This is a genomic window from Falsiroseomonas sp. E2-1-a20, from assembly GCF_051433195.1.
GTDB lineage: Bacteria > Pseudomonadota > Alphaproteobacteria > Acetobacterales > Acetobacteraceae > Falsiroseomonas.
Genome location: NZ_JBHMFT010000021.1, coordinates 46769 through 71360, shown reverse-complemented (window position 1 = coordinate 71360; position 24592 = coordinate 46769). Strand labels below are relative to the sequence as shown.

The window sequence follows — 24592 nt, the reverse complement described above, 5'->3', positions numbered from 1 at the left end:
GATACATGGATGGGACCGATCGGCAGGATCCACGCCACCCGGTCCGGCCCCGAACGACCGTGTTGCAGGGCGGCGCTTCGGCGAAGGCCCGTCAGGCTGGTGGCCTGCCTCCCTCAGAGCGCGATGTTGGACGGAACCAGGTTGAGCAGGCCGGTCAGCAGAAGCTCGAAATCCGCGATGCCGTCGCCGTCCAGGTGCCCGGCCAGAATCGTCTGGTTCGCAACGACGTCGTGCGAGAAGGAAAGCTGCCCGGCACCCGTCGCCGCGGCGGCGCCCATGAAGATGAACGCCTCGTCCGCCGCCGTCGCGCTGACGGCATCGATGCGGCTGAAGTCGATGCGGTCGCCATGCATGAAGTCGGCGATGAGGTCGGAGGCGAGGCCCGTGGTGCCGCCGCCGATCTCCTCCCTGCTCCGGAACACGAAGCGGTCGTTGCCGGCGCCGCCCCACAAGGTATCGACGCCGAGGCCACCCTCCAAGGTATCGTTGCCGCCGCCGCCGAACAGCAGGTCGTTGCCGCCGAGGCCATAGACCTGGTCGTTGCCGTTGCCCCCATCGAGGATATTGCTGCCGGAATTGCCGTCGATCCGGTTGTTCGCGGCGTTGCCGGTTCCGGACAGGTCACCACTGCCGAGCAGCGACAGGCGTTCGAAGTTCAGCGGCAGCGTCGTGCTGAACAAGGTCTCGATCCAATCGTAGCCGCCGTTCGCCTCCTCGACCGCCACATCCCCCTCGTTGTCGATCCTGTAGCGGTCGTCGCCAAGCCCGCCAACCATGAGGTCGGCTCCCTCGCCGCCATCCAGCAGGTCGTTGCCGGAGCCGCCCAGCAACGTATCGGCACCCCCGAGGCCGTACAGCGCATCGTTGCCATTGCCGCCATCAAGCAGGTTGTTGCCGGCATTGCCGTCGAGCCGGTTGTCGCCGGCGCTGCCGGTCGCCCAGAGATCCGCCGCGCCCATCAGCGACAGCCGCTCGATGTTGGCCGGCATCACGGTGCTGAAATAGGTCTGTATCAGGTCGTAGCCGCCACCCGGCTCCTCCACAACCACATCGCCGGCATCGTCCACGACATAGCGGTCGTCGCCGAGGCCGCCGATCATCACGTCAGCGCCGCTGCCACCATCCAGCGTATCGTTGCCGTCGCCGCCGATCAGCGTGTCCGCCCCGCCATGGCCCATCAGCTTGTTGGCGCCGGCATTGCCTGTGATCACGTTGGCTTCGTCGTTGCCCGAGCCGGTGATGTCGGCGGTGCCGGCGAGCACCAGGTTCTCGACGTTGCTCTTGAGACGGAACGAGACCGTGGCGACGACCGTGTCCAGGCCCTCCCCCGGCTTCTCGAAGACGATGTCGAGCGGATCGTCGACGTAGTAGAGATCGTTGCCGGTGCCGCCATCCAGCCGGTCGGCGCCGGCACCACCATTGAGAATATCGGCGCCGCTGCCGCCGCGGATGGTGTCTGACAGCGACCCGCCGATCACGACGTCGTCGCCGCCGCCGGCATCGAAGGCCTTGGTCACGTCGTAGCCGGCCGCGATGGCGGCGGCGGCATCGTAGGGCAGGTAGACCTCGTCGTTGCCGCCGAGCGCCTCGTACATCGAGGCGGGCAGCCACTCGCCGAATACGATCGTTGCGAAATCGACGAAGTCGGCGCCGGCGGAGAACAGGGCCGGCAGGCCAGCGCCGCTGGGATCGATCACCGCGTCGCTGAACCGAATGAACTCGATTCCGGACAGCACGTCGCGGCCGTCGTCGCCGTCGACCGGATCGATGTCCCATACGGTGACGCTGCTGCCCGAGGCCAGCACGATGTAGCCGGCCCTGACACCAGCGTAGACCGCAGTGTCCTCGCCAGCGCCACCGTAGATCAGGTCGTTGCCGGCCCCGCCGGTGATCTCGTCATCGCCGTCATCGCCCCAGATCTCATCGTTCCCGTCGCCACCGAGCAGCGTGTCAGCGCCCGCGCCCCCCGAGATGACATCGTCGCCCGCACCGCCATCGGCATGGTCATTGCCCGCCCCGGCCCAGAGGATGTCGTGACCTGCGCCGCCCAGCAGTGTGTCGGCGCCCGCGCCGCCCAGCAGCACATCGTCACCCGCGCCGCCATCGAGCCAGTCATCGCCGGCGCGTCCCCGCAATTCATCGCGTCCCGCCCCCGCCACGCGCGTATCGCCCACCTGGCTGTCGTCGGCACCGGTCCAGAGGCTGCGGGCGTGATCGATCCCTTCCAGCGCCAGGGAACTGATGACCATGCGATCGGCTGCAAGGATGCGGGAGGCGCCACTCAGGTGGATGCCGTCCTCGATGGTCAGCAGGTCCGAGGTGAGCGCGCCGATGGCGACGCCAGGCATTGCCGCGGCCACGTTGTGCTGCGCGGCACGCACGTCGTCATACTTGCCGTCATCGCTGCCGCGCGGCCCGATCTCCTGGATCAGCACGCGATCGGGGCTGAAATCCGCAAGAACGCGCTCCATGAACTGGGTCAGCGCGATGGTATAGGCACTTTCGGATATGCCCTCGGACCCGTCCGTCTCGCCCTGCCCCCACAGCACCACCTCGGCGCTGCCGCCAACCTGCGCCAGCAGCCCGAGCACGTTGGCGTACAGCGATCCGGCGGCGGTCGACATCCAGTGGCCGTTGCCCTTGTCCGCCTCCGGCAGCAGCGCGGTGCCGCCCTTGGCGCCCTCCACGATCAGCACGGGCGCACCGAGCTGGGCCCCATAGGTGCGGGCGAAGTGTTGCGCGGCGCCGCCGGAGACTGCGCCGATCTCGCCGTTCCATTCCATGCCGTAGACGCCGCCGCCGGACAGTTCATCCTGCGGCCCATCGAACCAGCGCTGGATATTCGACTGGCCCATGACAAAGACGACCGCGCCGACCACCAGGTCCTCCGCCACGACGGCGCCGCCGGTGCTGACCTCGAGCCTGTAGCCCTCGCCCTGGGGGATCCCGCCAAGACTGCCACCGGAGGTCCAACCCACGACGACATTGCCGTGCTGGTCGAGCACGCGCGCCATGTCGCCGGTGAAGGGCACGGTCCCCGTCGTACCCTCGCGCTGGATGAAGATCACCCTGGTTTCCTCCCGTTGGGGTCTGCGGCAGTGTCCGCCACCGCCGGCACCATCCTACGCCGTGTCGCATCCGATGCGGGCCGGAGACTGGTCAGGATTGACGTCCAGTCTGGATGGCATGGCGATGCTCACAGTCGCCAGAGATCGACGTCGGACGGCACCTGGCTGCGATCGAGGCAACCCTTTACATCCAGCACCGCGCCGCCCTCGTTCAGCAGGCACCGGCGGATCAGGCTCCAGCCCGACTTCACGAAGGCGCGGTGCGCGACGGCCAGCACCACGGCGCCACCGGGACGGACTTCCAGCAGGTCCGTGGGCGGCAGCCCGGTGGCCGACAGCACCTCCTCCGGATCCGCCAGGGGATCGACGATCTGGACGTCGAGGCCGTGGTCCTGGATCTCCCGCACCAGATGGAGCGCGGGCGAGTTGCGCAGGTCGGGCACGTTCTCCTTGAAGGTCAACCCGAGCACGGTGACGCGGCGCGACTGGCCGCCGTGGCGCATCAGCATCTGCACGCAGCGGCGTGCGACGAAGCTGGCCATGCCGTCGTTGATGCGGCGGCCGGTGACGATCACCTCCGGATGGTGGCCGGCGCGTTCGGCGCGGTGGGCAAGGTAGTAGGGATCGACCCCGATGCAGTGGCCGCCGACGAGGCCGGGCCTGAAATCCAGGAAGTTCCACTTGGTCGCGGCGGCGGCGAGCACGTCCTGCGTATCGATGCCCAGCCGATCGAAGATGCAGGCCAGCTCGTTGACGAAGGCGATGTTGAGGTCGCGCTGCGCGTTCTCGATGACCTTCGCGGCCTCGGCAACGCGGATCGATGCGGCACGGTGGATGCCGGCGCGGACGATGCGCGCATAGAGGCCGGCGACATCCTCCAGTGCCGCGGGCGACTGCGCCGCGACCACCTTGATGATGCTGTCGAGCCGGTGGTCGGGGTCGCCGGGATTGATCCGCTCCGGGCTGTAGCCGATGGCGAAGTCGTGGCCGGCGCGCAGGCCGGAGGCCTGCTCCAGCACCGGCAGGCATTCCTCCTCCGTCGCACCGGGATAGACTGTGGATTCGTAGATGACGAGCCCGTCGGGGCGCAGCACCCGGCCAACGGTTTCCGAAGCGCGCAGCAGCGGCCCGAGGTCCGGCTGCCGCGTCGCGGTCAGTGGCGTCGGCACCGTGACGATGAAGATGTCCGTGTCACGCAGCTCGGCCGGATCGCTGGTGCAGGCGAGGCGCGCGGCGCACAGGTCCTCATGCGGCACCTCGCGCGTGCGGTCGATGCCGGCCAGCAGTTCAGCGACGCGCCGGCGGTCGATATCGAAGCCGATGACGCGCAGACCGGCACGTGCGAAGGCGACGGCGACCGGCAGCCCGACATAGCCGAGACCGATCACGGCGAGGCGGCGCGCGTCCACGGCTCAGCCCCCCCCGGAACGGCAAGGGTCGCGCCACCGGGCCCTGGTCGCCACCGCGGCTGTCCACTCCGGCATCGCCCGCGCTCCCCGCCTGCCTCATCGGGCACAGCATGGGGGACTGGGCGCCCCCGGGCCACGGGAACCCGGTCCAAACTGGCGACCAAGCTGGCAGGTGCGGTTCTGCGTCGCCTCGGGACACACCGCCCCTCTCGATTGTCTGGAGGCACACTACAAATTATTACCGTTTCGGACTATTCTTAAAATCACAAACGAATCTCTCGATAACATTCTGCAATGTCGTATCGCGGGAATTTATATTCCTATGCGACGTAGCGAACAGTCCTGATTATTACGCATTCCCTTATTGTTTTTTCTTGCACGCTGGAGGATGACCGCATAGGCCTGCAGCCAGCTTCAACATCTGCTGCGGAAGGCGGTACTTCTGATCATGGCAACTGATCTCGCGCACGGCTTTGCTTCGTTGAACGGCGGCACCTCGGGCGGTGCCGGGGGCAGGATCGTGACGGTCTCCACTGGAGCCGCCCTGCAAGCCGCGATCGACGCCGCAACGAAATCCGCCGGACCCGTGACGATCAGGGTCGACGGCGTGATCACTCCCCAGAATAGTGGCGGAAGTGCGATCACCCTCGACGGCCGCAGCAATATTTCCATCATCGGGACCGGCGACGGTGCCGAATTCGACGGAATCGGGATACATATCAAGAGTGGTTCATCAAATCTGATCCTCCGGAACCTGGAGATCCACCACGTCACGAACGGCACCAAGGATGCCATCAGCATCGAGGGCGCCTCCCGGAATATCTGGATCGATTCCAACGAGTTCTATAGTACGATGGACGTCGATAAGGACTTCTATGATGGCCTGGTCGACATCAAGCGTGGCGCTGAATACATCACCGTCTCGAACAACTATTTCCATGATCACCACAAGGTATCACTGGTCGGTCACTCCGACAGCGACACCGGCGGGCGTTTCGTGACCTACAGCCACAACCGTTTCGAGAACGTCGGTTCCCGCACGCCCAGCGTCCGTGACGGCTACGTCCACATCTACGAAAATCACTACAGCGGAATCGAGACCTCCGGGATCAACCTGCGCATGGGCGCGGTCGGGCTCATCGAGAACAACGTCTTTGTCGACTCGGACAACCCGATCATGAGCAAGGACAGTTCCGAGCTCGGCTTCTGGGATCTGCGCGGCAACATCTTCCAGAACATCAATTGGTCGAAGGTGAGCGACGGCGAGGCCATCGGCACCAGCAACGATGCCGACACCGCGACCTACAACGTGCCCTACGCCTACACGAAGGTGGGCGCGGCGCAGGTCGCGAACTTCGTGCTCGCCAATGCCGGCACCGGCCAGATCAACTCGGATGGCGGCGCCCCGACGGCACCCGCACCTGCGGCTCCCGCCGACCCGGTGCCCGCGCAGCCCGTGGAGGACCAGCCCGCGCCCGGCCCCGCGACCGACCCCGCGACCGGCAGCACCCGGCCCACCGGCGACGCCGACCGCCTCATCGGCACCGCCGGCAATGACACCATCCTCGCGGGCGGCGGCGATGACTACGTCGATGCCGGCGCCGGCGACGACAGGATCGAAGGTGGCACCGGCCACGACACGCTGCTCGGCGGGTCCGGGAATGACCTGCTGTCCGGCGGCACCGGCAATGACAGCCTGCTGGGCGGCGCCGGGAACGACACGCTCGATGGCGGCAGCGGCAAGGACCTTCTGGAGGGCGGCGAGGGCGCCGACCTGCTGCGTGGCGGCGATGCCGACGACGTGCTGCTCGGCGGTGCCGGTGCGGACACGCTGGATGGCGGCGCCGGTGGCGACCGGCTGCAGGGCGGCACCGGCCGCGATGTGATCACCGGCGGTGCCGGGAAGGATTTCTTCGTCTATGGCAGCGTCGCGGAGTCTCCGGCCGGCGATGGCCGCGACCTGGTCACCGACTTCGCATCCGGAGACCGGTTCGATATGTCCGGCATCGACGCGAATGTCCGGCTGTCTGGCGACCAGGCGTTCACTTGGCTTGGCGGCCGCGCCTTCGGCGGCACCGCCGGGGAGCTGCGCGCCACGCAGGAGGCCGGGCGCACCATCATCTCGGCGGATGTCGATGGCGACCGACGTGCCGATCTGGAGATCGAGCTTGCCGGCAGCCACGGCCTGAGCGCGCGCGACTTCATCCTCTGATGATCATCCGCCGGCCGCCGCGCCGGCCACACCCAGCGTCAGCAGTTGGAGGAACGGCGCGATGACCTTCTGCACCTCCCACACCGGGGCGTTGCTGACATAGACGATGTCGTCGGGTTGCAAGGCGAAGCGGTGCGCCAGCAGCATCGCCTCGCCACGCGCCATGTCGAGGTGGAACACCGTCGGCTGCGCCGCCGCGGCGCGGCCCGCTTCCGGCAGCCGGAACAGGAAGACGCCCGCCGGATTGGCCGCGCGGTCGTTCAGCCCGCCGGCGAGACCGAGTCCCTCGAGCAGGCTCATGCGCGACAGGGTCATCTGCTGCAGGCCGGGCCGCAGCACGGCACCCATCGCCAGGAAGCGCCTCTCATTCGGCTCCAGGATCACCTGCTCGCCCGCGGCGAGCTGCATCGAGGGGCGTGCCAGCAGGTCCAGATAGGCCATGCGCCGGGTCCCACCGGGGCCGTGGATCACCGCATCCAGCGATTGCGCGGGCTGCGCCGGGCCGCCGGCCCGGGCCACCGCATCCAGCGCCGTCAGCGGACCGTCCAGCAAGGTCACGCGCCCCGGCGTCCGCACCTCGCCCGCGACGAGCACGGAATGCCGCGTGCTGCTGGCAAGCTGGACATGCACGCGGGGATCGATCGCCGTGCCCTCCAGCGCGCCGGTGATGCGCCCGCCGGCCTGCGCCAGCGTGCCCCCCGCCAAGCGCACCCGGCCGGCATAGGGCAGCGTCACGAAGCCCGCTTCATCCACGCGCACGGCCGGGAAACTGCTGCCGCCGGTCGACGCCGGCGCGAACAGGCCGCCGTCGCTGCGTTCGAACACGATGATGTTCAGCACGTCCCCGGGCGCGATGCGGAACTGCGGGGACGCCACCGGCATGTCCTGCGCCGCGGCGCCGGCCTCCTGCCGCATCGCGAAGGGTAGGATGGTGGCGCTGGTGATCTCGACCAGGCGGTAGCTCGCCTCGCCCTGGCCCGGCGAGAGGATAGCCGTGGCCGTGGGACCACTGCGGGCGGTGGCGCCGCAGCCGGCGGTGACCACAAGCAGCATGAGGCACAGCACGGCCCGCGCGCCGATTCTATTGGACATAGCTCTCCACCGTTCCTTCCAGCATGCGACCAACCGAAAAATTCTCGCTGACGAAGCGCCGTGCGGCGCGTGACATTGGACCGGTGCGGCCGCCGGATGCGGCGATGTCCTGCAGCCGCGCCACCACTTCCTCCGGCCGCAGCACCGCCGCGTCGCCGAGCAGGTAGCCGGTGCTGCCGTGCCGCAGCGTCTCTGGCGCGCCGCCGGCCGGCGTCGCCACCACCGGCACGCCGGCGAGCTGCGCTTCCAGCAGCGCATTGGGCAGGCCCTCGCAGCGCGACAGCAGCACCAGCGCATCCATCCGCGCCAGCCAGAAGCCGACATCGGTGGACCGCCCGGTGAACAGCACGCGCCCGCCCAGCGCCGCCGCGCACGCCTCCGCCTCGGCCCGCAACGGCCCGTCGCCAACCAGGATGAAGCGGGCATCGGGGCGCTGGGTGAGCAGCCGTGCGGCGCATTCGATAACCTCCAGCGGCCGCTTGTTGTCGTCGAACCGCATCACGGCACCGACGGTGAAGCCGGCACCGGTGCGCGACTCGAAGCCTGCCAGCATGGCGCGCGTGGCGGCGGAAGCCTTTGCGGGCTGAAGCGCGATGCCGTTCGGCACAACGCGGATCCTGGCCGGGTCCATGCCGATGCAGGCGCCGTAGCGCTGCGCGGCGAAGCGCGAGTTCGCGGTCCAGGTCACGCCGGGCATGCGCGCCAGCAGCGGGTACAGCAGAGCGTATTCCGGCCGGTCGCGTTCCGGGCGGTCCTGCGGTGGCGCGGTGCGCACCGACAGCACGATGCGCGGTACGCGGGCCAGCAGGGCCGCGAGCACGCAGGCGAGGATCGTTCCGTCCTGCCACAGATGCACCACGGCGGGCGCCATGCCGCGCAGCGCGTCCGTCAAACGCACCGTAGCTTCCGCCACGCGCGGCGACAGGAAGCGGATCAGTGCCGCCGCATCGCGTGCCGCCGAATCCTCGGGCTGGCCGCCGAAGGGCGGCAGCGACGCGTAGCATCGGAGCGGTACCCGGTGGCGCATGAGCTGCGGCGCGAAGAAGCCACCGCCCGGCCGCTCATTCAGCGCGCGGCAGACCACCTGCACGCCGCCCAGCAGGTGCCCGGCAATCGGCCGCGCCCCGCGATGCGCCTCCTGCAGGCTGATGGCCGAGGTCACCATCTGCCGCTCCGCCCCCCCCGCACCGAGCGAGCCACCGACCATGACCACGGGGCCGATCCGGCCAGCCGCCGGCATCGGCGCGGCGCGGTCCGCGGCCGCCCGCTGCACCAGGCCAGCCAGAACCAGGCTGCCGACATCGCGGCCCGGTACGCGCATCGCCGGCGTGACCACGCGGTCGAGCACGGCCATCTCGGCCTCGAGACGTAGCGCCGCGGCGGTCAGTCTTGGCCGCGGCCCGACGGCGGCAAGTCCGGCCGCGACGACCTGCTGCGCACACCAGGGCCGGCCGCGGCGCTCCTCGGCCTGCGCCCGCATCAGCCAGCCGGTCTCGTGGCCTGGGTGCCGCCGCGCCAACCGGGCAAAGGCCGCATCCGCCAGAATCTGCTCGCCGATTTCCTCAAGCGCGCGCGCCAGCAAAAGCATGTCGGGCGCCGAGGCTGGCGGGTCGGGGAAGCAGGTAGCCAGCAGCGATGCAGCCGGCCCCGGGCCGTGCTGGCGCAGGGTCCAGCGCAGCGTCACCAGCAGCGCGTCGGGGTTGCGCGGGAAGCGCCGATGCAGGGCGCGCCAGGCGGTGATCGCGCCGCCGCGTCCCTGCAACCGCTCCAGCAGGCGCACCGCCAGCAGCTGCAGCCGCTCCGCGCCAGGATGCCGGGCGACCAAGCCGAGCACCGAATCGAGAGCTTGCGAAGCGTCCTCTGCCAACGCCCAGCGCTCCGCGGCCGCCAGCACGCCCGCGGGCGCCGGCGCATCGCCTTCTGCACGCGCCAGGGCTGCCGTCACCAGATCCTGCGATGCGCCGCTCGCAGGGTCCGGAAGCTGACTGCTGTCATAGGGCATCGCGCATCAGACGTGGTAATGGCCGCGGTACCAGTCGACGAAGGCGGCGACGCCCTCTCGCACCGGCGTGGTTGGCACGTAACCGGTCAGTTCCGCCAGGGCACTGGTATCGGCCCAGGTGCGCAGCACGTCGCCCTGCTGCATCGGCATGTAGTTGCGCAGCGTCTCGCGTCCGGTCGCCTCCTCGATTGCCTCGATGAAGGACAGCAGCCCGACCGGCTGGTTGTTGCCGATGTTGATGACGCGGAACGGCGCCGCCCTGCTCTGGCTGCCCTGGCCGGCGGTGCTCATGGAGGGCGGCAGCGCGACGAGGCGCATGATCGCCTCGACCAGGTCGTCGACGTAGGTGAAGTCACGCTCCATCAGCCCGTTGTTGTAGACATCGAGCGGCAGGCCCTTCAGCGCCGCGTCGGTGAACTTGAACAGCGCCATGTCCGGCCGGCCCCAGGGCCCGTACACGGTGAAGAAGCGGAACACCGTCGTCGGGATGCCGAACAGATGCGCATAGGCGTGCGCCATGCCTTCCGTTGCCTCCTTCGTCGCCGCGTACAGGGTCAGCGGATGCGCGGTGCGGTGGTGCTCGGCGAAGGGCAGGTCGATGTTGGCGCCATAGACGGAGGAGGTGGAGGCCAGCAGCAGATGCTGCACGCCACGCTGCCGTGCCTGCTCCAGCAGGTTGAAGGTGCCGATGAGGTTGGCGTTCACATAGGCACGCGGCTTCTCCAGGCTGTACCGGACGCCCGCCTGCGCCGCGAGGTGGACGATCACGTCCGGCCTGGCCGCCACCAGCGCCTGGTCCAGCGCCTCCTCATCCTCGAGCATGGCCTCATGCGCGACGAAGCCGTCGAACTGCCGCAGCAGTTCATGCCGGCGCCGCTTCAGCTCAACGTCGTAGTAGGTGGTCATGCCATCATAGCCGGTTACGGCATGGCCATCGCGTAGCAGTCTCGACGCGAGGTGATAGCCTATGAAGCCCGCCGTCCCGGTGACGAAATACCGTTGTGGTTCTGCCGTCATGGGACTCAGCTCCGATCCAGGATCGCGTGGAACATCAGCGACAGCAGCGACCAGGCCAGCAGCGCACAGCCGGCGACGATCAGCACGGACAGCCAGCGGTCCGGATAATTGGGCTGGCTCGCCAGCACCGGTCGCACATAGGTCAGCAGGTAGCTGCGCTGCCGCGCAGCCTCGGCGCGCGCCGTCTGCAAAAGGGCCAGCGCCTGCGTGAAATGCTGCTCGGCTACACGAAGGGCCGAGGTCAGTGCATCGTTGCGCGCCAGCACCTCGGCCCAGGAGGTGTCGTTGCGTTCGCCGGCGCTGCGGCTGGCACGGCTTTCGCCATCCAGCAGTTGGGCACGCAGCGCCCGCGCCCGGGCGAGTGCTGCGGCAAGCATCGGGCTGCCTTGCCCGCCTGCCGCGCGCAGCCCCTCCGCCTGCGCATCTGCCGAGGCCAGTTCCTGCCGCAGCTGCATCTCGATCGCAAGGCCGGAGGAGGCGGCACGACCCGGATCAAGAACGCCAGAGGTGGCCCGGAAGCCCTGCAGATCCGCCAGCGCCGCGGTGAAGCGCTGTTCGGCCGCGGCCACCTGGATTTCCGCCGCGCGCAGCGAATCCGCCGTCATGCGTTGCGACATCTCGTTCGCCAGGCGCTCGCTGGCCGCCAGAACTGCCTCCGCCATCGCCAGCGATTCGCCTGGCGTGAAGGCGCGCGTGCTCAGCGTCACCACGCCGCGTGTCAGCTCGAACTGCGCGCTGACGCGCGACCGCCAGGCGGCCAGCAGCATCTCCGGCGTTGCATCCGGCGGCACGCGGGTAAGCGGGTCGGCGAGGTCGCTGGTGAGGATCGCGCGCAGGTCCAGCCCCTCGCGCGCGACATCCTGCATTGCGGGAAGCGAGCGGATATACTCGACGATGCCGTAGGATTGCGTCACCGGCGCACCGGCGGAGGAGGGGCCGAGCGCGCCGACGAGCGTGGAGGGTCCACCGCCACCGCCATCGCGCTGGTCCTCCCCGATGCGTAGCGCCACGACTGCCGTCGTGACATACTGCGGCGCCGCGATCTGCGTGTAGTAGATCACCCCGATCAGCGTTGGCAGAACGACCATCAGCAGGAATGACCAGCGGATACCGCGGCGCCGCGCGGGTTCAACCGGGAAGCGCGGCAGCGAAATGCCGACGAGCCCGGGACTTTCCGGACGGACCGGCGGCACCGGCGTGACGCGACGCCGGGTACCGGCTTCATCGAGCGAATGATCCAGCATCGGGGGAAGGTCAGGCATCGGTTACCGCGATCCTGTTCTGATACATGTCGATTGCCTCCGCCATCGTCGAGAACAGGTACAGGCGCCCGCAGTCGAAGATCGCGCCGGTCCGGCAGAAGCGTCCGACATTGGTGGCGCTCTGCGAGACCATGACGAGCCGCGAATGTCGGCGGCGCTCACCCAGCGCGGCCAGGCATTTGCGCTTGAACCCGACATCGCCCACCGACGTCACCTCGTCCACCAGGTACATGTCGAACTCGATGGCTATGGAGGTGGCAAAGGTGACGCGGGCGCGCATGGTGTTGGAATAGGTGTGCAGCGGTTCGTCGAAGTGCAGTCCGATCTCGGCGAAGTCACGCACGAAGCGCGTCACCGCAGCGATGTCGGCGCCGTACAGCCGCGCCACGAACCGTACATTGTCACGTGCGCTGAGGTTGGGATGGAAGGCGCCGCTGTAGCCGATGGGGAAGGAGATGCGCGCGCGCCGTATCACCTGCCCGCTATCCGGCATCTCCATGCCCGCCATCATCCGCAGCAGCGTCGACTTGCCGGATCCGTTGGCGCCGAGAATACCGACATCAGCGGTACCGTCGAAGCACGCCGAAAGGCGCTCGCAGACCACGCGCCGCGTCGCGCCGCTACCATAGGTCTTCGAGATGTTGCGCAGCTCGATCATGCGTAGGCCAGCCGCGGCCGCGCCACGCGGATCATGCACAGGCCGATGAACCACGTCGCGACGACCCAGCCCAGCAGGTAGACTTCGTCCAGCACCGGCGTCGCGTAGTCACCGCGGAAGCCGGCGCGGAACCACTGCACGGCATGCAGCACGGGGTTCCAGGACAGCCAATATTGCAAGGTGCTCGGCACCTGATCGATCGAGAAAAAAATGGCGGAGAAGATGTACAACGGCCGCGTCGCCATCGTGTAGATCTGAACCCAGGAACCCCACAGCGCCATCGCCGTGGCGTTCACCAGGCCGACGCCGATGCCGAGCGCCAGCGTGACCAGCGCCGCGAGCGCCGAGGTCTCCGGTGCCACCGGCATCTCCGCAAGGTCGAGGGCCAGCAGCGCGCCGAACAGGATGGCCGCCACCACGACCCAGGTCAGCGCCTCCAGCACCGCGCGCGCCACCACCATGTCGATGGGCGAGACGAAGGGCATGCGCAGCACCTTCTGGCTGCCGCGCACGGCGGCGCCCAGGTGCAGCGCGACCTTGTGGAACAGGAAGAACGGCAGCACGCCGGTGACGAAGAACAGCAGGACACTGGGCCCGACCGGCGATTGCCGGTTGATCGTCCAGTACACGAAGCACATGACCGCGACATGTGAAATGGGCTCGATCACGGCCCACAGATAGCCGAGGCTGCTGCGGCCAAAACGGGTCCGCGCCTCGCGCAGCAGCAGCGCGCCGATCATGCGGCTGCGAAGCTCGAACATGTCCGCGACGCCTTCCGGCGGAAAGCGGTGCTGCGAGCGTGTGTCGTTCGTGAGACCATCCTGCATGCAGCGAGACTATTGGTTGGGCGCCGGCGACGCACGCGACGACTGGCCCCGATTGGCATCGATGCTGACAGCAGCTTCGGCGCAGGATTGAGGCCAGTCCGACGCCGCGCCGGCTGGCCCGGCGTGGCGCAACAGGCAGCCTGCCAGGCGCAGGGGATCGTGCCGCGCATCAAGCGCCAGAACCGACCCCGGTTTCGCCGCCAGCGCGGACCAGGCCAGCGCGGGCGCGTGCTGCACGATCCGCACCGCGCCGATCGTGACGGTGCCGCCGGAGGCAACGGCGCCATCCGCCGCCTCGCCCCGCGCCGGGACTGGGCCGAGTCCGAGGCGGGGCCGCGAGGTCGGGTTCACCAGGATGTCGCCCTCGCTGGCGATCAATCCACCATCGGCCGCGCCGGCGCCATAGGTCGCGCTGTCCCGGCCATCCGAGTAGCGGGTGGTGCCCAGCACAATCAGGTTGTTGACCGAGTGCACGAAGGCGCCGGCCACGACCTTCGGGTGGCGCTGGCTGGTGTGCAGGAAGACGTTGCCGACCAGGCTGACCCGGATCGTCGGCCGCAGCGCATCGCCCACATGCTCCAGCGGGCGTGCGCAGGCCGGGGGGCCACGCTGCGCGGTGCAGGCCAGGGTGCCGACCAGCATGGCCTTGTTGTGCGTCGCGACCCGGTTGAAGGCCACGGTGACACCGGCCGGTTCCTCGGACAGCTCGCCACGCACCACGTCGATGCAGCCGTCGCCGCAGCGGGTGAAGGCGTTGTTCACGATGGCGACCTGATCGAAGCGGTCGCGCAGCCCGATCGCGTCGCCGATGCGGTCCCCCGGCTCGGCATAGGCGGACTTGGTGAAGGCAAGGCCGCTGATGATGATGTTGGTGGCCTCCGTCACCAGCAGCGTCGTGTCCCGCGCGGCCGCGTGCAGCACGATGCCGCCGCATCCGCCGTCGAGCGTGGTGTTGGAGGGCAGTCGAAGCCCTGCCACCAGGTGGATCGTCCGATCCGCGGGTGCAGGCGCGAAGGCGATCCAACCGCCCCCCTCGCGGCGCGCGGTGGCGACGGCCCAGCGCAGCGTCCCGGGCCGGGGGTCGCGTCCGTCTGCCATGCTGTCCACCAGCAACAGGCGGTGGCCCAGGCCACCGGTGGTGCCGGCGGCTGCGCCGGCGATGCGGGCGGGCAGCGGATGCCGACGTACGCGGCCATCCGCATCCGCCTGCGCAGGCCCGCATGCGGCCACCGGCGGCAGGCGCGCGGCGGCGGCTTCCGCCTGCTGCAGGAAGCCGCCCGGCACCGTGTCCGCCCCAATCGCCGGCACCGGCAGCAGGAGCAGCAGCACCGGCACGAGCGACCGCGACATCAGGTGCCAGCCACCAGCGCGTCCTGCATCTGGATCGTTGTGCCCGGCCCGGTCATGCCGCGGCCGATTCCGGTGTAGAGGAACCCGCGCGCCTCCGCCTCGCCGCCGGCGTAGATGTTGCGCAGATCCACCATGATGGGCGAACGCATTGAGCGACGCAGCCGGTCGAGGTCGAGTGCGCGGAACATGTCCCACTCGGTGACGATGACGACGGCATCCGCGCCATTGGCCACCTCGTAGGGCCCTTCCGCATATTCGACATCCTGCAGCACCGTCTGCGCCTGTTCCATGCCGGCCGGGTCGTAGGCGCGGACCCAGGCGCCGGCATCCTGCAGCGCGGTGACGATGGCGATGGAGGGTGCGTCGCGCATGTCGTCGGTGTTCGGCTTGAAGGTCAGCCCCAGCAACGCGATGGTCTTGCCGCGCACGCTGCCACCGCAGGCCTGCACCACCTTCCACGCCATGGCGCGCTTGCGCTGGTCGTTCACCGAGGCCACCGCCTCCGCGATGCGGCAGTTCGCGCCGTGGTCCTGCGCCGTCTTGATCAGCGCGGTGACGTCCTTCGGGAAGCAGGACCCGCCGAAGCCGGGACCAGCATGCAGGAACTTGTTGCCGATGCGCCGGTCGAGCCCGATGCCGCGCGCCACGTCCTGCACGTCGCCGCCGACCTTCTCGCACAGGTCCGCCATCTCGTTGATGAAGGTGATCTTGGTGGCGAGGAAGGCGTTGGCGGCGTACTTCGTCAACTCCGAGGTGCGCCGGCCGGTGAACATGATCGGCGCCTGGTTCAGGCAGAGCGGTCGGTAGACTTCCGCCATCACCTCCCGCGCCATCTCGTCCTCGGTGCCGATGACGATGCGGTCGGGTCGCTTGAAGTCCTCGATCGCGGCGCCCTCGCGCAGGAATTCGGGGTTCGAGACCACGGCGAAGGACAGGTCCGGCCGTGCGTCGCGGATGATGCGTTCCACCTCGTCACCGGTACCGACCGGGACGGTGGATTTCAGGACCACCACGGTGTAGCCGATGAGCTCCTCCGCCACGTTGCGCGTCGCCTGGTAGACGTAGGACAGGTCGGCATGGCCGTCGCCGCGGCGCGACGGCGTGCCGACGGCGATGAACACCGCCTCCGCGTCGGCGACCGCCCAGGCGAGGCTGGTGCTGAAGTCCAGCCGCTCCTCCGCCATGTTCTGCGCGACGAGTTCCGAAAGGCCCGGCTCGTAGATCGGGATGCGGACCTCCTTCAGCGCGGCGATCTTCACCGGATCGTTGTCGACGCACCGCACCCTGTGGCCGAAGGCGGCGAGGCAAGCGCCGGTCACCAATCCGACATAGCCCGCGCCTACCACTGCGATCTTCATGCTCTCGCTCCTTTTGCCAGATGCCCGACCCCGTAGGCGGCAAGCGTATCCGCCACCATCCGACCGAGGCCGAAGCGTTGTTCAATGAAGGCCGGCGCGCCGACCCGTGCGCGTGCGCGCATCGCCTCGTCGCGCAGCACTCGCGCCACCGCCACGGCGAGCCTCTCGGCCTCATCCGTGTCCACGAGGACGCCGGTGATGCCGTCCAGCACCGCTTCGGCGGAGCCGCCTGCATTCGTCGTCACCACCGGCACGCCGAGCGCCTGCGCTTCCAGCAGCACGTTGGGCAGGCCCTCGACCTCGCTCGCCAGCAGCATCACGTCCATGGCGCCGATCCACGGCTCGACCGGGCTGCGCCGCCCGGCCAGCGTGATGCGCCCGGAAAGGCCGCGGGCGGCGATCAGTGCCTCGAGCTCTGCACGCAGGGCGCCGTCGCCGACGATGACGAAGCGGCTGCGCGGCACGCTGCGGGCGACCAGTTCCGCCACCGCGATCCACAGATGCGGGCGCTTTGCGGGGGCGAGGCGGAAGGTGCCGCCGACCAGCAGCTCGTCCGGTGCCAGGCCCAGCTCCTGCCGCGCCGCCTGGCGTGCGGCGGCCGGCGCACGGGCGCGCACCACATCCAGCTCCAGCCCGTTGCGCAGCACCTGGATGCGGCCCTGCGGCAGGCCGAGCCAGCGCTCGTAATCCAGCGCGCCGGCCCCGGAATTGGCGGTGAAATGCACGTCGGGCCGCTGCGCCAGGGCGCGGTACATGGTGCCGAGGTAGCGGCGGTAGCGCCGCCGGTCGCTCTCCGTGGCGACGACGTTGCGCATCGAGCCGACGATGCGCGGCACGCCCGCCAGCACGGCGGCGACGGAGCCCGAGGTGATGACGCCATCCTGCCACAGGTGCACCAGCTCCGGCCGGTGGCGACGGAAGCAGTCGTACAGCTTGATGACGTCGCGGGAGATCGCGGCCGGCAGCGCCGCGATCAGCTCCAGCACCGGCCGCGTCGCCGGGTCGGCGGCCGCGATGCGTCGGAACAGTGCCGCCTCGTCGACGGGGCGGAGGTCCTCGATCAGCAGTTCAGGCGTCTCGGCGACGGGCCGCATCATCGCGCGGCCGCGTTCAGGGCTGAGATCCTGGCCCACCAGCACGGCTCGCCCGCGCCCGGACGCAGCAAGCTGGCGCGCCACCCCGGCGGCGGAAAGGGCCACCTGGCGTTCCGCGCCGCCGGCGCCGAGCGAGGAGGTGACCAGCATGAAGGTTGGCGTCGCCGCCAGCACCGGCCGCGCCGGCGGATGCAGCAGCGCACGCTCGAACAGCGTGTCGGGAAAGTCCGGCACGCCGGCGCCCGGGGCCGGCAGGCGCAGGGCCGCGGCGCAGCGCGCGGCCAGGCGCAGCGTCTCAGGCGGCGCAGTGCCCTCCTGGACCGCGGCGCCGAGGTAGCCCCAGGCGCGCAGGTAATGCCCGCCTTTCAGCAGCGCGGCGGCGGCCACGTCGCGCGCCCGGGCCCGCATGCGTGGGTTGGCCATGGCCCTGGCGGCGAGGGCGGCGGCCCGGTCATGCCAGCCGCACACTGATTCCAGCGTCGCGAGGTCCACCATGCCGTCGGCGTCGCGGCCCCGGAAGAAGGCGCGCGCCTCCTCCAGCAGCGCCTCGACCGCCGTGTTGCGTTCGAGATTCGCAAGCGCCACCATCAGGCCGCGCCAATGCTCCGCGGTGCCGCGGTCGAGGTCCAGCGCGCGCTTCCAGGCTTCCGCGGCGCCCGCCCAGTCCTTGAATTGCGCCAGCAGCCGGGCCTGCGCGACATGCGGGCCGGGCTTGGTCGGCTCCAACGCCACCAGCCGGGCGGCGATCTCCAGCAGCGCCGGCTTGCCCTGCCCGGCCGACTGCGCAATGCGCAGGCGCGCACGCCACAGCGTCGCGACATGCGGGTGCACCGCGATCGCCCGGTCCAGCATCGCCAGCGCCTCGGCAGGCTCGCCCAGCGCCTCCCGGCAATCGGCGATGCGCAGCGCCGCGGGGATGGAACTGCTCCACATCGCCTCCGCCCGCTGCAATGCGGTGCGCGCCGCCGGCAGGCTGTTGCCGCGGCGCGCCTCGGTGGCGACCAGCGCCAGGGAGAAGGCGGTCTCCGGCCATTCCGCTGCGTGCTGTTGAAGCGCCATGCGCCGCGCCGCCGGTGTCTCCGCCAGCGCCAGCCGCATCTCCAGCAGCAGCTCGGCCGCGGCCAGGTCGCCGGGCGAGGTGGCGAGGAAGGCCGAGAGCAGGCGCTCCGCCTCGGCATGGTCGCCGCGCTCCGCCGCGTTGCGGCCGAGCCGCCAGAGATGCTTGTTGTCGCCGCCCGCGCCCGACTCGCGGGCGATCTCCAGCCACAGCAGCCGCGCGCGGTGCTTGCGGCCGGTCGCCTCCAGCGCGTTGGCCAGCAGCGCCTTGGCCTCCTGCGCGCCGGGGGCCGCCGCCACCACCTCCTGCAGCAGCGCCACGGCGGCCTCGTTGTGGCCCGAGCGCAGGCAGGCACGGCCGTCCAGCAGCCGCGCCGCCCAGGCGGGGGCGTCTTCGGAGGTCACGCCGCTCATGCTGCTTCTTGCATTGCCGCGAGCAGACGCTCCTCGGGCCGCTCGATACCCGTCTGCACCGTGCGCACCGAGGCATCGACGAAGGCCTGGCACCAAAGCTCGACGCCGAGCATGCGCCACAGGCCGGCAGCATCCAGGCCGGGCGTCGCGGCGTGGCGTCGCAGCAGCGCCTCCACCCGGCCACGGCTGAACAGGTCGCGGCCGCGGCAGGCTGCACCCAGCAGCGCCGCCTGCGTGAATTCGCGCAGCGGCGGCGCCATCGGGTGCCAGGCCGAGAGGTCGGCCTCGGCCGGACTGCCGCCGCGGATCAACCAGCGCCGCGCCGCGTCGGGCAACCCGGCCAGCGCCTGCACCAGACGGCTGTCAAGGAAGGGGCAGACGAAGCTGGCGCCGGTGGAGGTCGCCGCCGCATCCAGCGCGGCCAGGTCGCGCGCCGGCACCCGCAGGGCGAGGTCGAGGCGGGCCGCCTCGGCCATCGCCAGCGCGGGGTCGGCTTCGTCCAGCGCGAGCCCGTAGGCGTCGGGCGCCGCCAGGACCAGGGTGTGCAGCAGCGCCGGCCCAAGCAGGCCGAGGCGCTCCGCCTCGCTGGTCCCGCCACTGGCGGCGTGCCACAGGTCTCGCGCCGTGCGCGGCGCTTCATGGAACCCACCATCGAGGTCCTGCGTGCCCTCTCGCAGCCGGGCGAGGTCGCGGGCGAACAGCCGGTAGCGCCGATGTGCGAGCAGCAGTTCCGCCGCGCCGGTCGGGACCACCAGCAGCCGGCCCGCCACGCCCGCGCCGAGGCTCGGCACCAGCGCTTCCGGCACGATGGGCTCGCCCTGCAGCCGGATGAGGCGCTGTACCAGGTCCGCGTCCGGGGTGGGCGGTGGAATGGCCGGCGCGATGGGATCCTGGAGGCAGGCGAGCAGCAGCGGCGCCGCCTCGCCCTGGTGCAGCACCGCCACGCGGCCCGTCCCGGCGGCGTCGCGCACCGTGGCGACGATCTGTCGCGCCAATTCTTCGGCTGGCCGTTCGGCTGCCGACGCGGTCTGCGGCAGCGCCCACCAGGCGGAATGCGTCGCGGTGCCATCCGCGGCAACCTGCAGGACATGGCCCGGCGGCAGCCGGTGCAGGCCGGCCATGGGCGTGCGATCCACCGGCGCGTGGCCGAAGGCGAGGATCGCCGCGAGGACATCCAGGTCCGCCTCCCGCCGCGGCCCGGGCCAGGCCAGCAGCGTCGCCAGGTCCGAGGCGAAGGCGACGCAGCCACCCGCCATCGCGACCAGCAGCGGCCGCTGGCCGAAGCGGTCCCGCGCCAGGGTCACCGTGCCGGATCGGGTGTCCAGCACCGCCAGCGCGAAGGCGCCCTCCAGCCGCGGCAGCGCGGCCGCGCCCCAGGCCCGCCAGGCGGCGGCGACGACATCCGCGTCGTCCTCGCCCGCCGCGGCATGGCCCGCCTCCAGCAGCGCCGCCACCAGGCCGGCGCGGTTGGTCAGCCTGCCGTCGAAGGCGAGGGCGTGTTGCGCATCCGCCCGCGTCGCACCGGACAGCAGCAGCACATGGCCACGGCCGCGCGGCTGGATCAGCCAATCGGCGTCGCCGGCACCGCGATTGGCAAGGCGACGCCGGACCTCCGCCGCCGCCGCGACCGGGGCGGCGGCCGCCGGCGCCGCCGAGATGTAGCCCGCAAGACCCCCCATGATGCGGCTCAGGCGGCCAGGGCCTGGCGGTTGAGCATGTCGCTCAGCCGCTCCAGCCCCCGGGCGTTGTTGGGCTCCAGCTCCACCGCCTTCAGCGCCGCCGCGACGCCGAGGTCGTAGCGCCGCGCGGAGCGGCAGACGCTGGCCAACTTGTGCCAGTTGCGCGGCTCCTCCGGCTCGATCCGCGTCAGCCGTTCCAGCAGTTCGATCGCCTCCCGCGAGCGTCGGGCGGCGGCATGCAGCCGGGACAGCGCGCGCAGCGCGTCGGCGCGGTTCGGGTCGATCTCCAGGATCCGCCGGCAGAAGCTTTCCTGCGCCGCCAGGTTGCCCTCCGCGAGCGCCGCCTTGTACAGCTTGCGATAGCTCGACACCGCCCGCGCCAGCAGCCGGGCGGCCGGCACGTTGCGCGGCTCGTTGCCGCGGATGATGCTGGCCTTGCGCACCGCCTCCTCATAGTTGCCGGCGGCGAAGTCCTGGCGCATGGCGGCGACCAGCTTGCGGGTCAGCGAGGCGACCGTGCTGGCCACGGCGTGCCGTGCGGCCTCGGGCAGCGCGCCGTACAGCCGCAGCGCATCGAGCAGCCGGCCGGCCTTGGCGGCGGCCCGCGCGGCGCGCAGCACCATGTCCGGCGCATCGCCCTCGTGCCGGGCCAGCGCCTCCCACGCCGCCATCGCGGCCGGCCAGTCCCGGGCCTGTTCCTGCAGCTTGGCGTGTTCGCGCAGCAGGCGCGGCTCGTTGGGGTCGAGCGCCAGGCCGCGCGCGCAGGCGGCGATGGCGCCGGCCAGGTCGCCAGCCTGGGCACGCTCCCGCACCTCGCCCCGCACCGGCGTGACCAGGCGGCGCAGGCCGGAGGTCGCGCGGCGATTGGCCGGATCGATCAGCAGGATCGCCTTCCAGGCACCGGCCGCGGTCGTCGCCTCGCCGCGTTCCACGGCGGCACGCGCCCGCTGCGTCAGCGACCGCACCAGGCCCGCCTGCATCATCGGGTCGGTCGCGCTGCCATGGCCCTGGCGGCGCACCGCGGCGATCACCGCGGCGGCGTGCTCGTGATGCGCCGTCGCGGTCAGCGCCGGAACCAGCGCCATCGCCGCGGCGGGGTCGGCCGGCACCAGCAGCAGGGCCAGCGCGGCGAGGTCGTCCATCCGCTTCAGCCGTTGCAGCGCCTCCGCCTTCAGGGTCAGCGCGGTCGCGTCGCCGGCATCGCGCGCCAGCGCGGCGTCGGCCGCCTTGATCGCCTCCTCCAGGTTGCGGCCCTTCAGCTCGCAGCGCGCCACCTCGGCCAGCGGCGCGGACAATTCCGGCCGCAGCATGGCGACCCGGCGCCAGACGGACGCCGCCTCGTGGAAGCGCTTGGCCTTGAGCAGCGCCTTGGCCGCGACGGTCAGCGCCTTCTGGTCTTCCGGCACCGAGGCCACGAGTTCCAGAGCATGGGTGCAGGCTTCCTCGTGGCGGTTCAGCCGCTGCGCAATCTTCACCAGCAGAACGCGGGGTTCGACCGCGCGGCGGTCGAGGTGCAGCGCCCGCTGCAGGTCGCCCAACGCCGCGGTGTTGTCGCCGCGGTGGTAGGCGACGGCGCCCAGCAGGGCGAACAGCTCCGCGGCACCGGGGTGGTCGATCACCGCGCCGCGCAGCAGCACCTCGGCCTCATCGACATCGCCGCGGCCGATGCGCGCCTTGGCCTCGCTCGCCAGGGCGCGGATCTCCAGCGTGCCCGGCGAAGCGGGAGCCGGCTGCGCGGCAGGCCGGGCGGCAGGCTTCGGCGCCACCGCGGCCGCCACCTGGGCGGCAGGCGCTGCCGGCGGTGGCGGCCGCTTCGCCTGGGGCGCGGAGTCCGGGACCTGAAGCGGGGCGCGCGGCCGTGCGGCCGGTTGCGCCGCCAGCTCGAACAGCAGCGCGCCGATCACCGGCTTGAAGTCGGCGGTATAGTGGTTGGTGTCGCGGCCGTCCTCGGCCAGCGCGCGGGCGCGGCCGAAGGCGGTGACCTCGGGCGCCGGATCGAACAGCGGGAAGCCGTGCTCGGCGCAAAGCTCGCGCATCCAGTTGCAGAGCCTGGAGCGGCTTTCGATCATCCGGCCGGTGCCGTCCGCCACGTCGATGTGGCAGACGAAGGTCACCGGCGCCGGCAGCCGCGCCACGATGGCCAGCAGGTCCTGCGCGAGTTCCTCGCGCGTCGTCAGGTGCACATGGGCTTCCAGCAGGACACGGCGCTCCACCGGGTCGGCGGCGTGGAAGCTGGGCAGCAGGTCCAGTGCGCGGGCGCGGGCCTCGCGGTCCTGGACGTATTTGTGCCGGAAGAGGGTGTCGAACAATTCGCGCCGGTCCTGGAAGACGCGGTCGAGGCAGTTGATCTGCAGCAGGTGCCCGTCGAAATGCACCTCCTTCGCCGAGGACACCTCGACGATGTAGGCGGCCGCCGGCTCCCGCCTTTGCGGGGCCTCGTAGGTCGATGAGGCGATGAAGCGCACCAGTTCGTCCGGGATCTCCCGCCCATCCAGCACGTCCAGCTGCTGCAGGATCTCCTTCGAGGTGTGCACGAAGCCGTAGACGTTGGTCAGGTTGCGGTGGATCGGCAGGCGCTGCGCCGCCGCGGCAATCGGGTCGGCGATCCGGCAGGTTCCGATGGTGCTGATGCTGGTCCTGACGGCGACATCACCGGAGTTCGGAGCAGCGAGGTCCTCGGTCCGGCTGGTCGAGTGGTCCATCGGCATGTCAGGCATCCGCATCTTGGCCCGCATGGGACACGGGCTGGTCTCGATGCGCGGAAGCTATCGGGCCCGGTCAGCGCGCGTTAGCGAAAGCGGGACCGGATTGGACCGCAGTTTGGCAGCAAGACATTCAGCCTGATCCCAAACTGGATCAGGTCATCGGAGCCGATCCAGCGACCTGATCGGCGCGGCCAGTCCGCCTGGAACTCGCACGCATTCCGGTGCGAAAATCGACGATCAATTCCCGTCGCGACCCGATGCGCGCGAACCGCCTGAGATAGCTTTGAAGTATCCACCGGGGATCGGCGAGCCGTTAATTTGTATACAAGAGCCTATGTACGAAACGGCAGGCAACTTGTTTTAAAAAACTTGCTCTTGATAAGGTTAAAGAAATTTACGAGCCGGCGCATCCACTACACGAAACGGTGAAGTGTGTTTGTGCGTTGCAGTATGAGACTGTTTCTCCGCCGCCGCTGTCCACTGGCCAGCAGTAAGCCGGCAGATGGTTGCCGATCCCGACACTCGATGGGGCGGCTCTTGGACGGGCGCCATCCGTCTCAACAATGTTGCAGGGGCTTCGATAATGGACACGATGCACGTGGACTTGCGGCAGGATCCAGCATTCGTTTCTCAGCTGCGCGACTCGATCATGCACCTCTCGACGCTGGTCCAAAGCCTGGCGCCCGCCGCCGGCCCGGGAGGCCTGTCGCAGCGCAGGGTCGAGCTCGCCAACCTGGCGCAGCCCCGGCCGACGGATCTGAAGCGGCTCATCCAGCTCCGCGCGCAGCGCCGCCGCGATCCTACAGGCTCGTTCCTGGAATGGCCGGCCTGGGACATGCTCCTCGACCTCGCCGCCGTGAAGGCGGAGGGCGGCCATGTCTCGGTCTCCGCCATCTGCGTCTCCTCCGGGGCGCCGCAGAGCACGGCGCTTCGCAAGCTGGCGCAGCTGGAGCGTGCGGGGCTGGTGCGGCGCTACCTGCATGAAAAGGATCGCCGCCGCATCTGCCTGGCGCTGACAGATGCGGCGACCGAACTCGTGAACACGCGGATCATCGAGGACCTTCGTTTCTATGCCGGTCTTGCCGCGGCATTTGGCCCGTGCGACGCAGGCCGCGGCGCCCAGGGGCAGCAGGGATCGGTGCCCGGCTACGCCGGCAAGCAGCCATGCACCATCGGATGATGCGCAGGCCTTCGAGGGTCCCTGCCCGACTGGCGTGAGGCGCTTGCGGTGGCTCCGGGCCCGCCGCGACCCCGATAGCGCGGAGTGCGCGCTGCGGCGCTGAATGCGGAAGACCGACAGAGGCCCGCGGCATGCCCTGCCCGGCAATGACACGGTGAAGCCCGAGCCTGGCCAGTTCAGGCACAAATCCGAATCCGCCGAACCGGCAC

15 protein-coding genes are annotated in these 24592 nt (G+C 70.3%); 2 read left to right on the top strand and 13 right to left on the bottom strand.

Annotated features, from left to right (window positions below; genetic code table 11):
• Positions 1 to 113 precede the first annotated feature (113 nt).
• Both ACFHPP_RS21775 and ACFHPP_RS21770 read right to left on the bottom strand, forming a co-directional pair.
• On the bottom strand, positions 114 to 3068 hold the full coding sequence (locus ACFHPP_RS21775; protein WP_437165342.1) for a sialate O-acetylesterase: 2955 nt from the start codon (positions 3066 to 3068) through the stop codon (positions 114 to 116).
• A gap of 128 nt (positions 3069 to 3196) precedes the next feature.
• Positions 3197 to 4477: a nucleotide sugar dehydrogenase gene (locus tag ACFHPP_RS21770; RefSeq protein WP_437165341.1), complete on the bottom strand. Its 1281-nt coding sequence runs from the start codon at positions 4475 to 4477 to the stop codon at positions 3197 to 3199.
• Between the two features lie 448 nt (positions 4478 to 4925).
• On the opposite strand from ACFHPP_RS21770, the gene ACFHPP_RS21765 reads away from it, so the two are divergent.
• Positions 4926 to 6689 (top strand): M10 family metallopeptidase C-terminal domain-containing protein, encoded by a 1764-nt coding sequence (locus ACFHPP_RS21765; RefSeq protein ID WP_437165340.1) that lies wholly within the window; start codon positions 4926 to 4928, stop codon positions 6687 to 6689.
• A gap of 3 nt (positions 6690 to 6692) precedes the next feature.
• On the opposite strand, the gene ACFHPP_RS21760 is transcribed toward ACFHPP_RS21765, so the two are convergent.
• The 11 genes from ACFHPP_RS21760 to ACFHPP_RS21710 form a co-directional block, all read right to left on the bottom strand.
• Positions 6693 to 7781 carry a polysaccharide biosynthesis/export family protein gene (locus ACFHPP_RS21760; protein WP_437165339.1) on the bottom strand — a complete coding sequence of 363 codons (1089 nt, stop codon included), beginning with the start codon at positions 7779 to 7781 and terminating at the stop codon, positions 6693 to 6695.
• Positions 7771 to 9726 carry a glycosyltransferase gene (locus ACFHPP_RS21755; protein ID WP_437165338.1) on the bottom strand — a complete coding sequence of 652 codons (1956 nt, stop codon included), beginning with the start codon at positions 9724 to 9726 and terminating at the stop codon, positions 7771 to 7773. The genes ACFHPP_RS21760 and ACFHPP_RS21755 overlap by 11 nt, the downstream gene beginning before the upstream one ends.
• A gap of 63 nt (positions 9727 to 9789) precedes the next feature.
• Entirely contained in the window at positions 9790 to 10800 is a 1011-nt protein-coding gene (locus tag ACFHPP_RS21750) for an NAD-dependent epimerase/dehydratase family protein (protein WP_437165337.1), read from the bottom strand.
• Positions 10801 to 10805: 5 nt separating this feature from the next.
• Positions 10806 to 12062, bottom strand: coding sequence for a hypothetical protein (locus tag ACFHPP_RS21745; RefSeq protein ID WP_437165336.1), 1257 nt, complete (start codon positions 12060 to 12062; stop codon positions 10806 to 10808).
• The gene (locus ACFHPP_RS21740) at positions 12055 to 12720 is read right to left on the bottom strand and encodes an ABC transporter ATP-binding protein (protein ID WP_437165335.1); all 666 of its coding nucleotides are present in this window, start codon (positions 12718 to 12720) and stop codon (positions 12055 to 12057) included. The genes ACFHPP_RS21745 and ACFHPP_RS21740 overlap by 8 nt, the downstream gene beginning before the upstream one ends.
• The gene (locus ACFHPP_RS21735; RefSeq protein WP_437165334.1) at positions 12717 to 13547 is read right to left on the bottom strand and encodes an ABC transporter permease; all 831 of its coding nucleotides are present in this window, start codon (positions 13545 to 13547) and stop codon (positions 12717 to 12719) included. The genes ACFHPP_RS21740 and ACFHPP_RS21735 overlap by 4 nt, the downstream gene beginning before the upstream one ends.
• Before the next feature lie 9 nt (positions 13548 to 13556).
• Positions 13557 to 14897, bottom strand: coding sequence for a hypothetical protein (locus tag ACFHPP_RS21730; protein ID WP_437165333.1), 1341 nt, complete (start codon positions 14895 to 14897; stop codon positions 13557 to 13559).
• The gene (locus tag ACFHPP_RS21725) at positions 14897 to 16255 is read right to left on the bottom strand and encodes a UDP-glucose dehydrogenase family protein (RefSeq protein WP_437165332.1); all 1359 of its coding nucleotides are present in this window, start codon (positions 16253 to 16255) and stop codon (positions 14897 to 14899) included. Before ACFHPP_RS21725 ends, ACFHPP_RS21730 begins: the two co-directional genes overlap by 1 nt.
• Positions 16252 to 18810, bottom strand: a complete 2559-nt coding sequence (locus ACFHPP_RS21720) for a glycosyltransferase (protein WP_437165331.1) — start codon at positions 18808 to 18810, stop codon at positions 16252 to 16254. Before ACFHPP_RS21720 ends, ACFHPP_RS21725 begins: the two co-directional genes overlap by 4 nt.
• Positions 18811 to 18815: 5 nt before the next feature.
• The gene (locus tag ACFHPP_RS21715; RefSeq protein ID WP_437165330.1) at positions 18816 to 20498 is read right to left on the bottom strand and encodes a hypothetical protein; all 1683 of its coding nucleotides are present in this window, start codon (positions 20496 to 20498) and stop codon (positions 18816 to 18818) included.
• An 8-nt stretch (positions 20499 to 20506) separates the two neighbouring features.
• Positions 20507 to 23206, bottom strand: a complete 2700-nt coding sequence (locus ACFHPP_RS21710) for a tetratricopeptide repeat protein (protein ID WP_437165329.1) — start codon at positions 23204 to 23206, stop codon at positions 20507 to 20509.
• Positions 23207 to 23705: 499 nt separating this feature from the next.
• On the opposite strand from ACFHPP_RS21710, the gene ACFHPP_RS21705 reads away from it, so the two are divergent.
• On the top strand, positions 23706 to 24383 hold the full coding sequence (locus ACFHPP_RS21705; protein ID WP_437165328.1) for a MarR family winged helix-turn-helix transcriptional regulator: 678 nt from the start codon (positions 23706 to 23708) through the stop codon (positions 24381 to 24383).
• Positions 24384 to 24592: the final 209 nt, after the last annotated feature.

What these genes read in the sequence shown, in the direction of transcription:
- ACFHPP_RS21705 (WP_437165328.1), top strand. Translation starts at nt 23,706, where the DNA reads ATGGTTGCCGATCCCGACACTCGATGGGGCGGCTCTTGGACGGGCGCC.
- ACFHPP_RS21715 (WP_437165330.1), bottom strand. Translation starts at nt 20,498, where the DNA reads ATGGGGGGTCTTGCGGGCTACATCTCGGCGGCGCCGGCGGCCGCCGCC.
- ACFHPP_RS21725 (WP_437165332.1), bottom strand. Translation starts at nt 16,255, where the DNA reads ATGAAGATCGCAGTGGTAGGCGCGGGCTATGTCGGATTGGTGACCGGC.
- ACFHPP_RS21730 (WP_437165333.1), bottom strand. Translation starts at nt 14,897, where the DNA reads ATGTCGCGGTCGCTCGTGCCGGTGCTGCTGCTCCTGCTGCCGGTGCCG.
- ACFHPP_RS21765 (WP_437165340.1), top strand. Translation starts at nt 4,926, where the DNA reads ATGGCAACTGATCTCGCGCACGGCTTTGCTTCGTTGAACGGCGGCACC.
- ACFHPP_RS21735 (WP_437165334.1), bottom strand. Translation starts at nt 13,547, where the DNA reads ATGCAGGATGGTCTCACGAACGACACACGCTCGCAGCACCGCTTTCCG.
- ACFHPP_RS21750 (WP_437165337.1), bottom strand. Translation starts at nt 10,800, where the DNA reads ATGACGGCAGAACCACAACGGTATTTCGTCACCGGGACGGCGGGCTTC.
- ACFHPP_RS21760 (WP_437165339.1), bottom strand. Translation starts at nt 7,781, where the DNA reads ATGTCCAATAGAATCGGCGCGCGGGCCGTGCTGTGCCTCATGCTGCTT.
- ACFHPP_RS21745 (WP_437165336.1), bottom strand. Translation starts at nt 12,062, where the DNA reads ATGCCTGACCTTCCCCCGATGCTGGATCATTCGCTCGATGAAGCCGGT.
- ACFHPP_RS21740 (WP_437165335.1), bottom strand. Translation starts at nt 12,720, where the DNA reads ATGATCGAGCTGCGCAACATCTCGAAGACCTATGGTAGCGGCGCGACG.
- ACFHPP_RS21710 (WP_437165329.1), bottom strand. Translation starts at nt 23,206, where the DNA reads ATGCCGATGGACCACTCGACCAGCCGGACCGAGGACCTCGCTGCTCCG.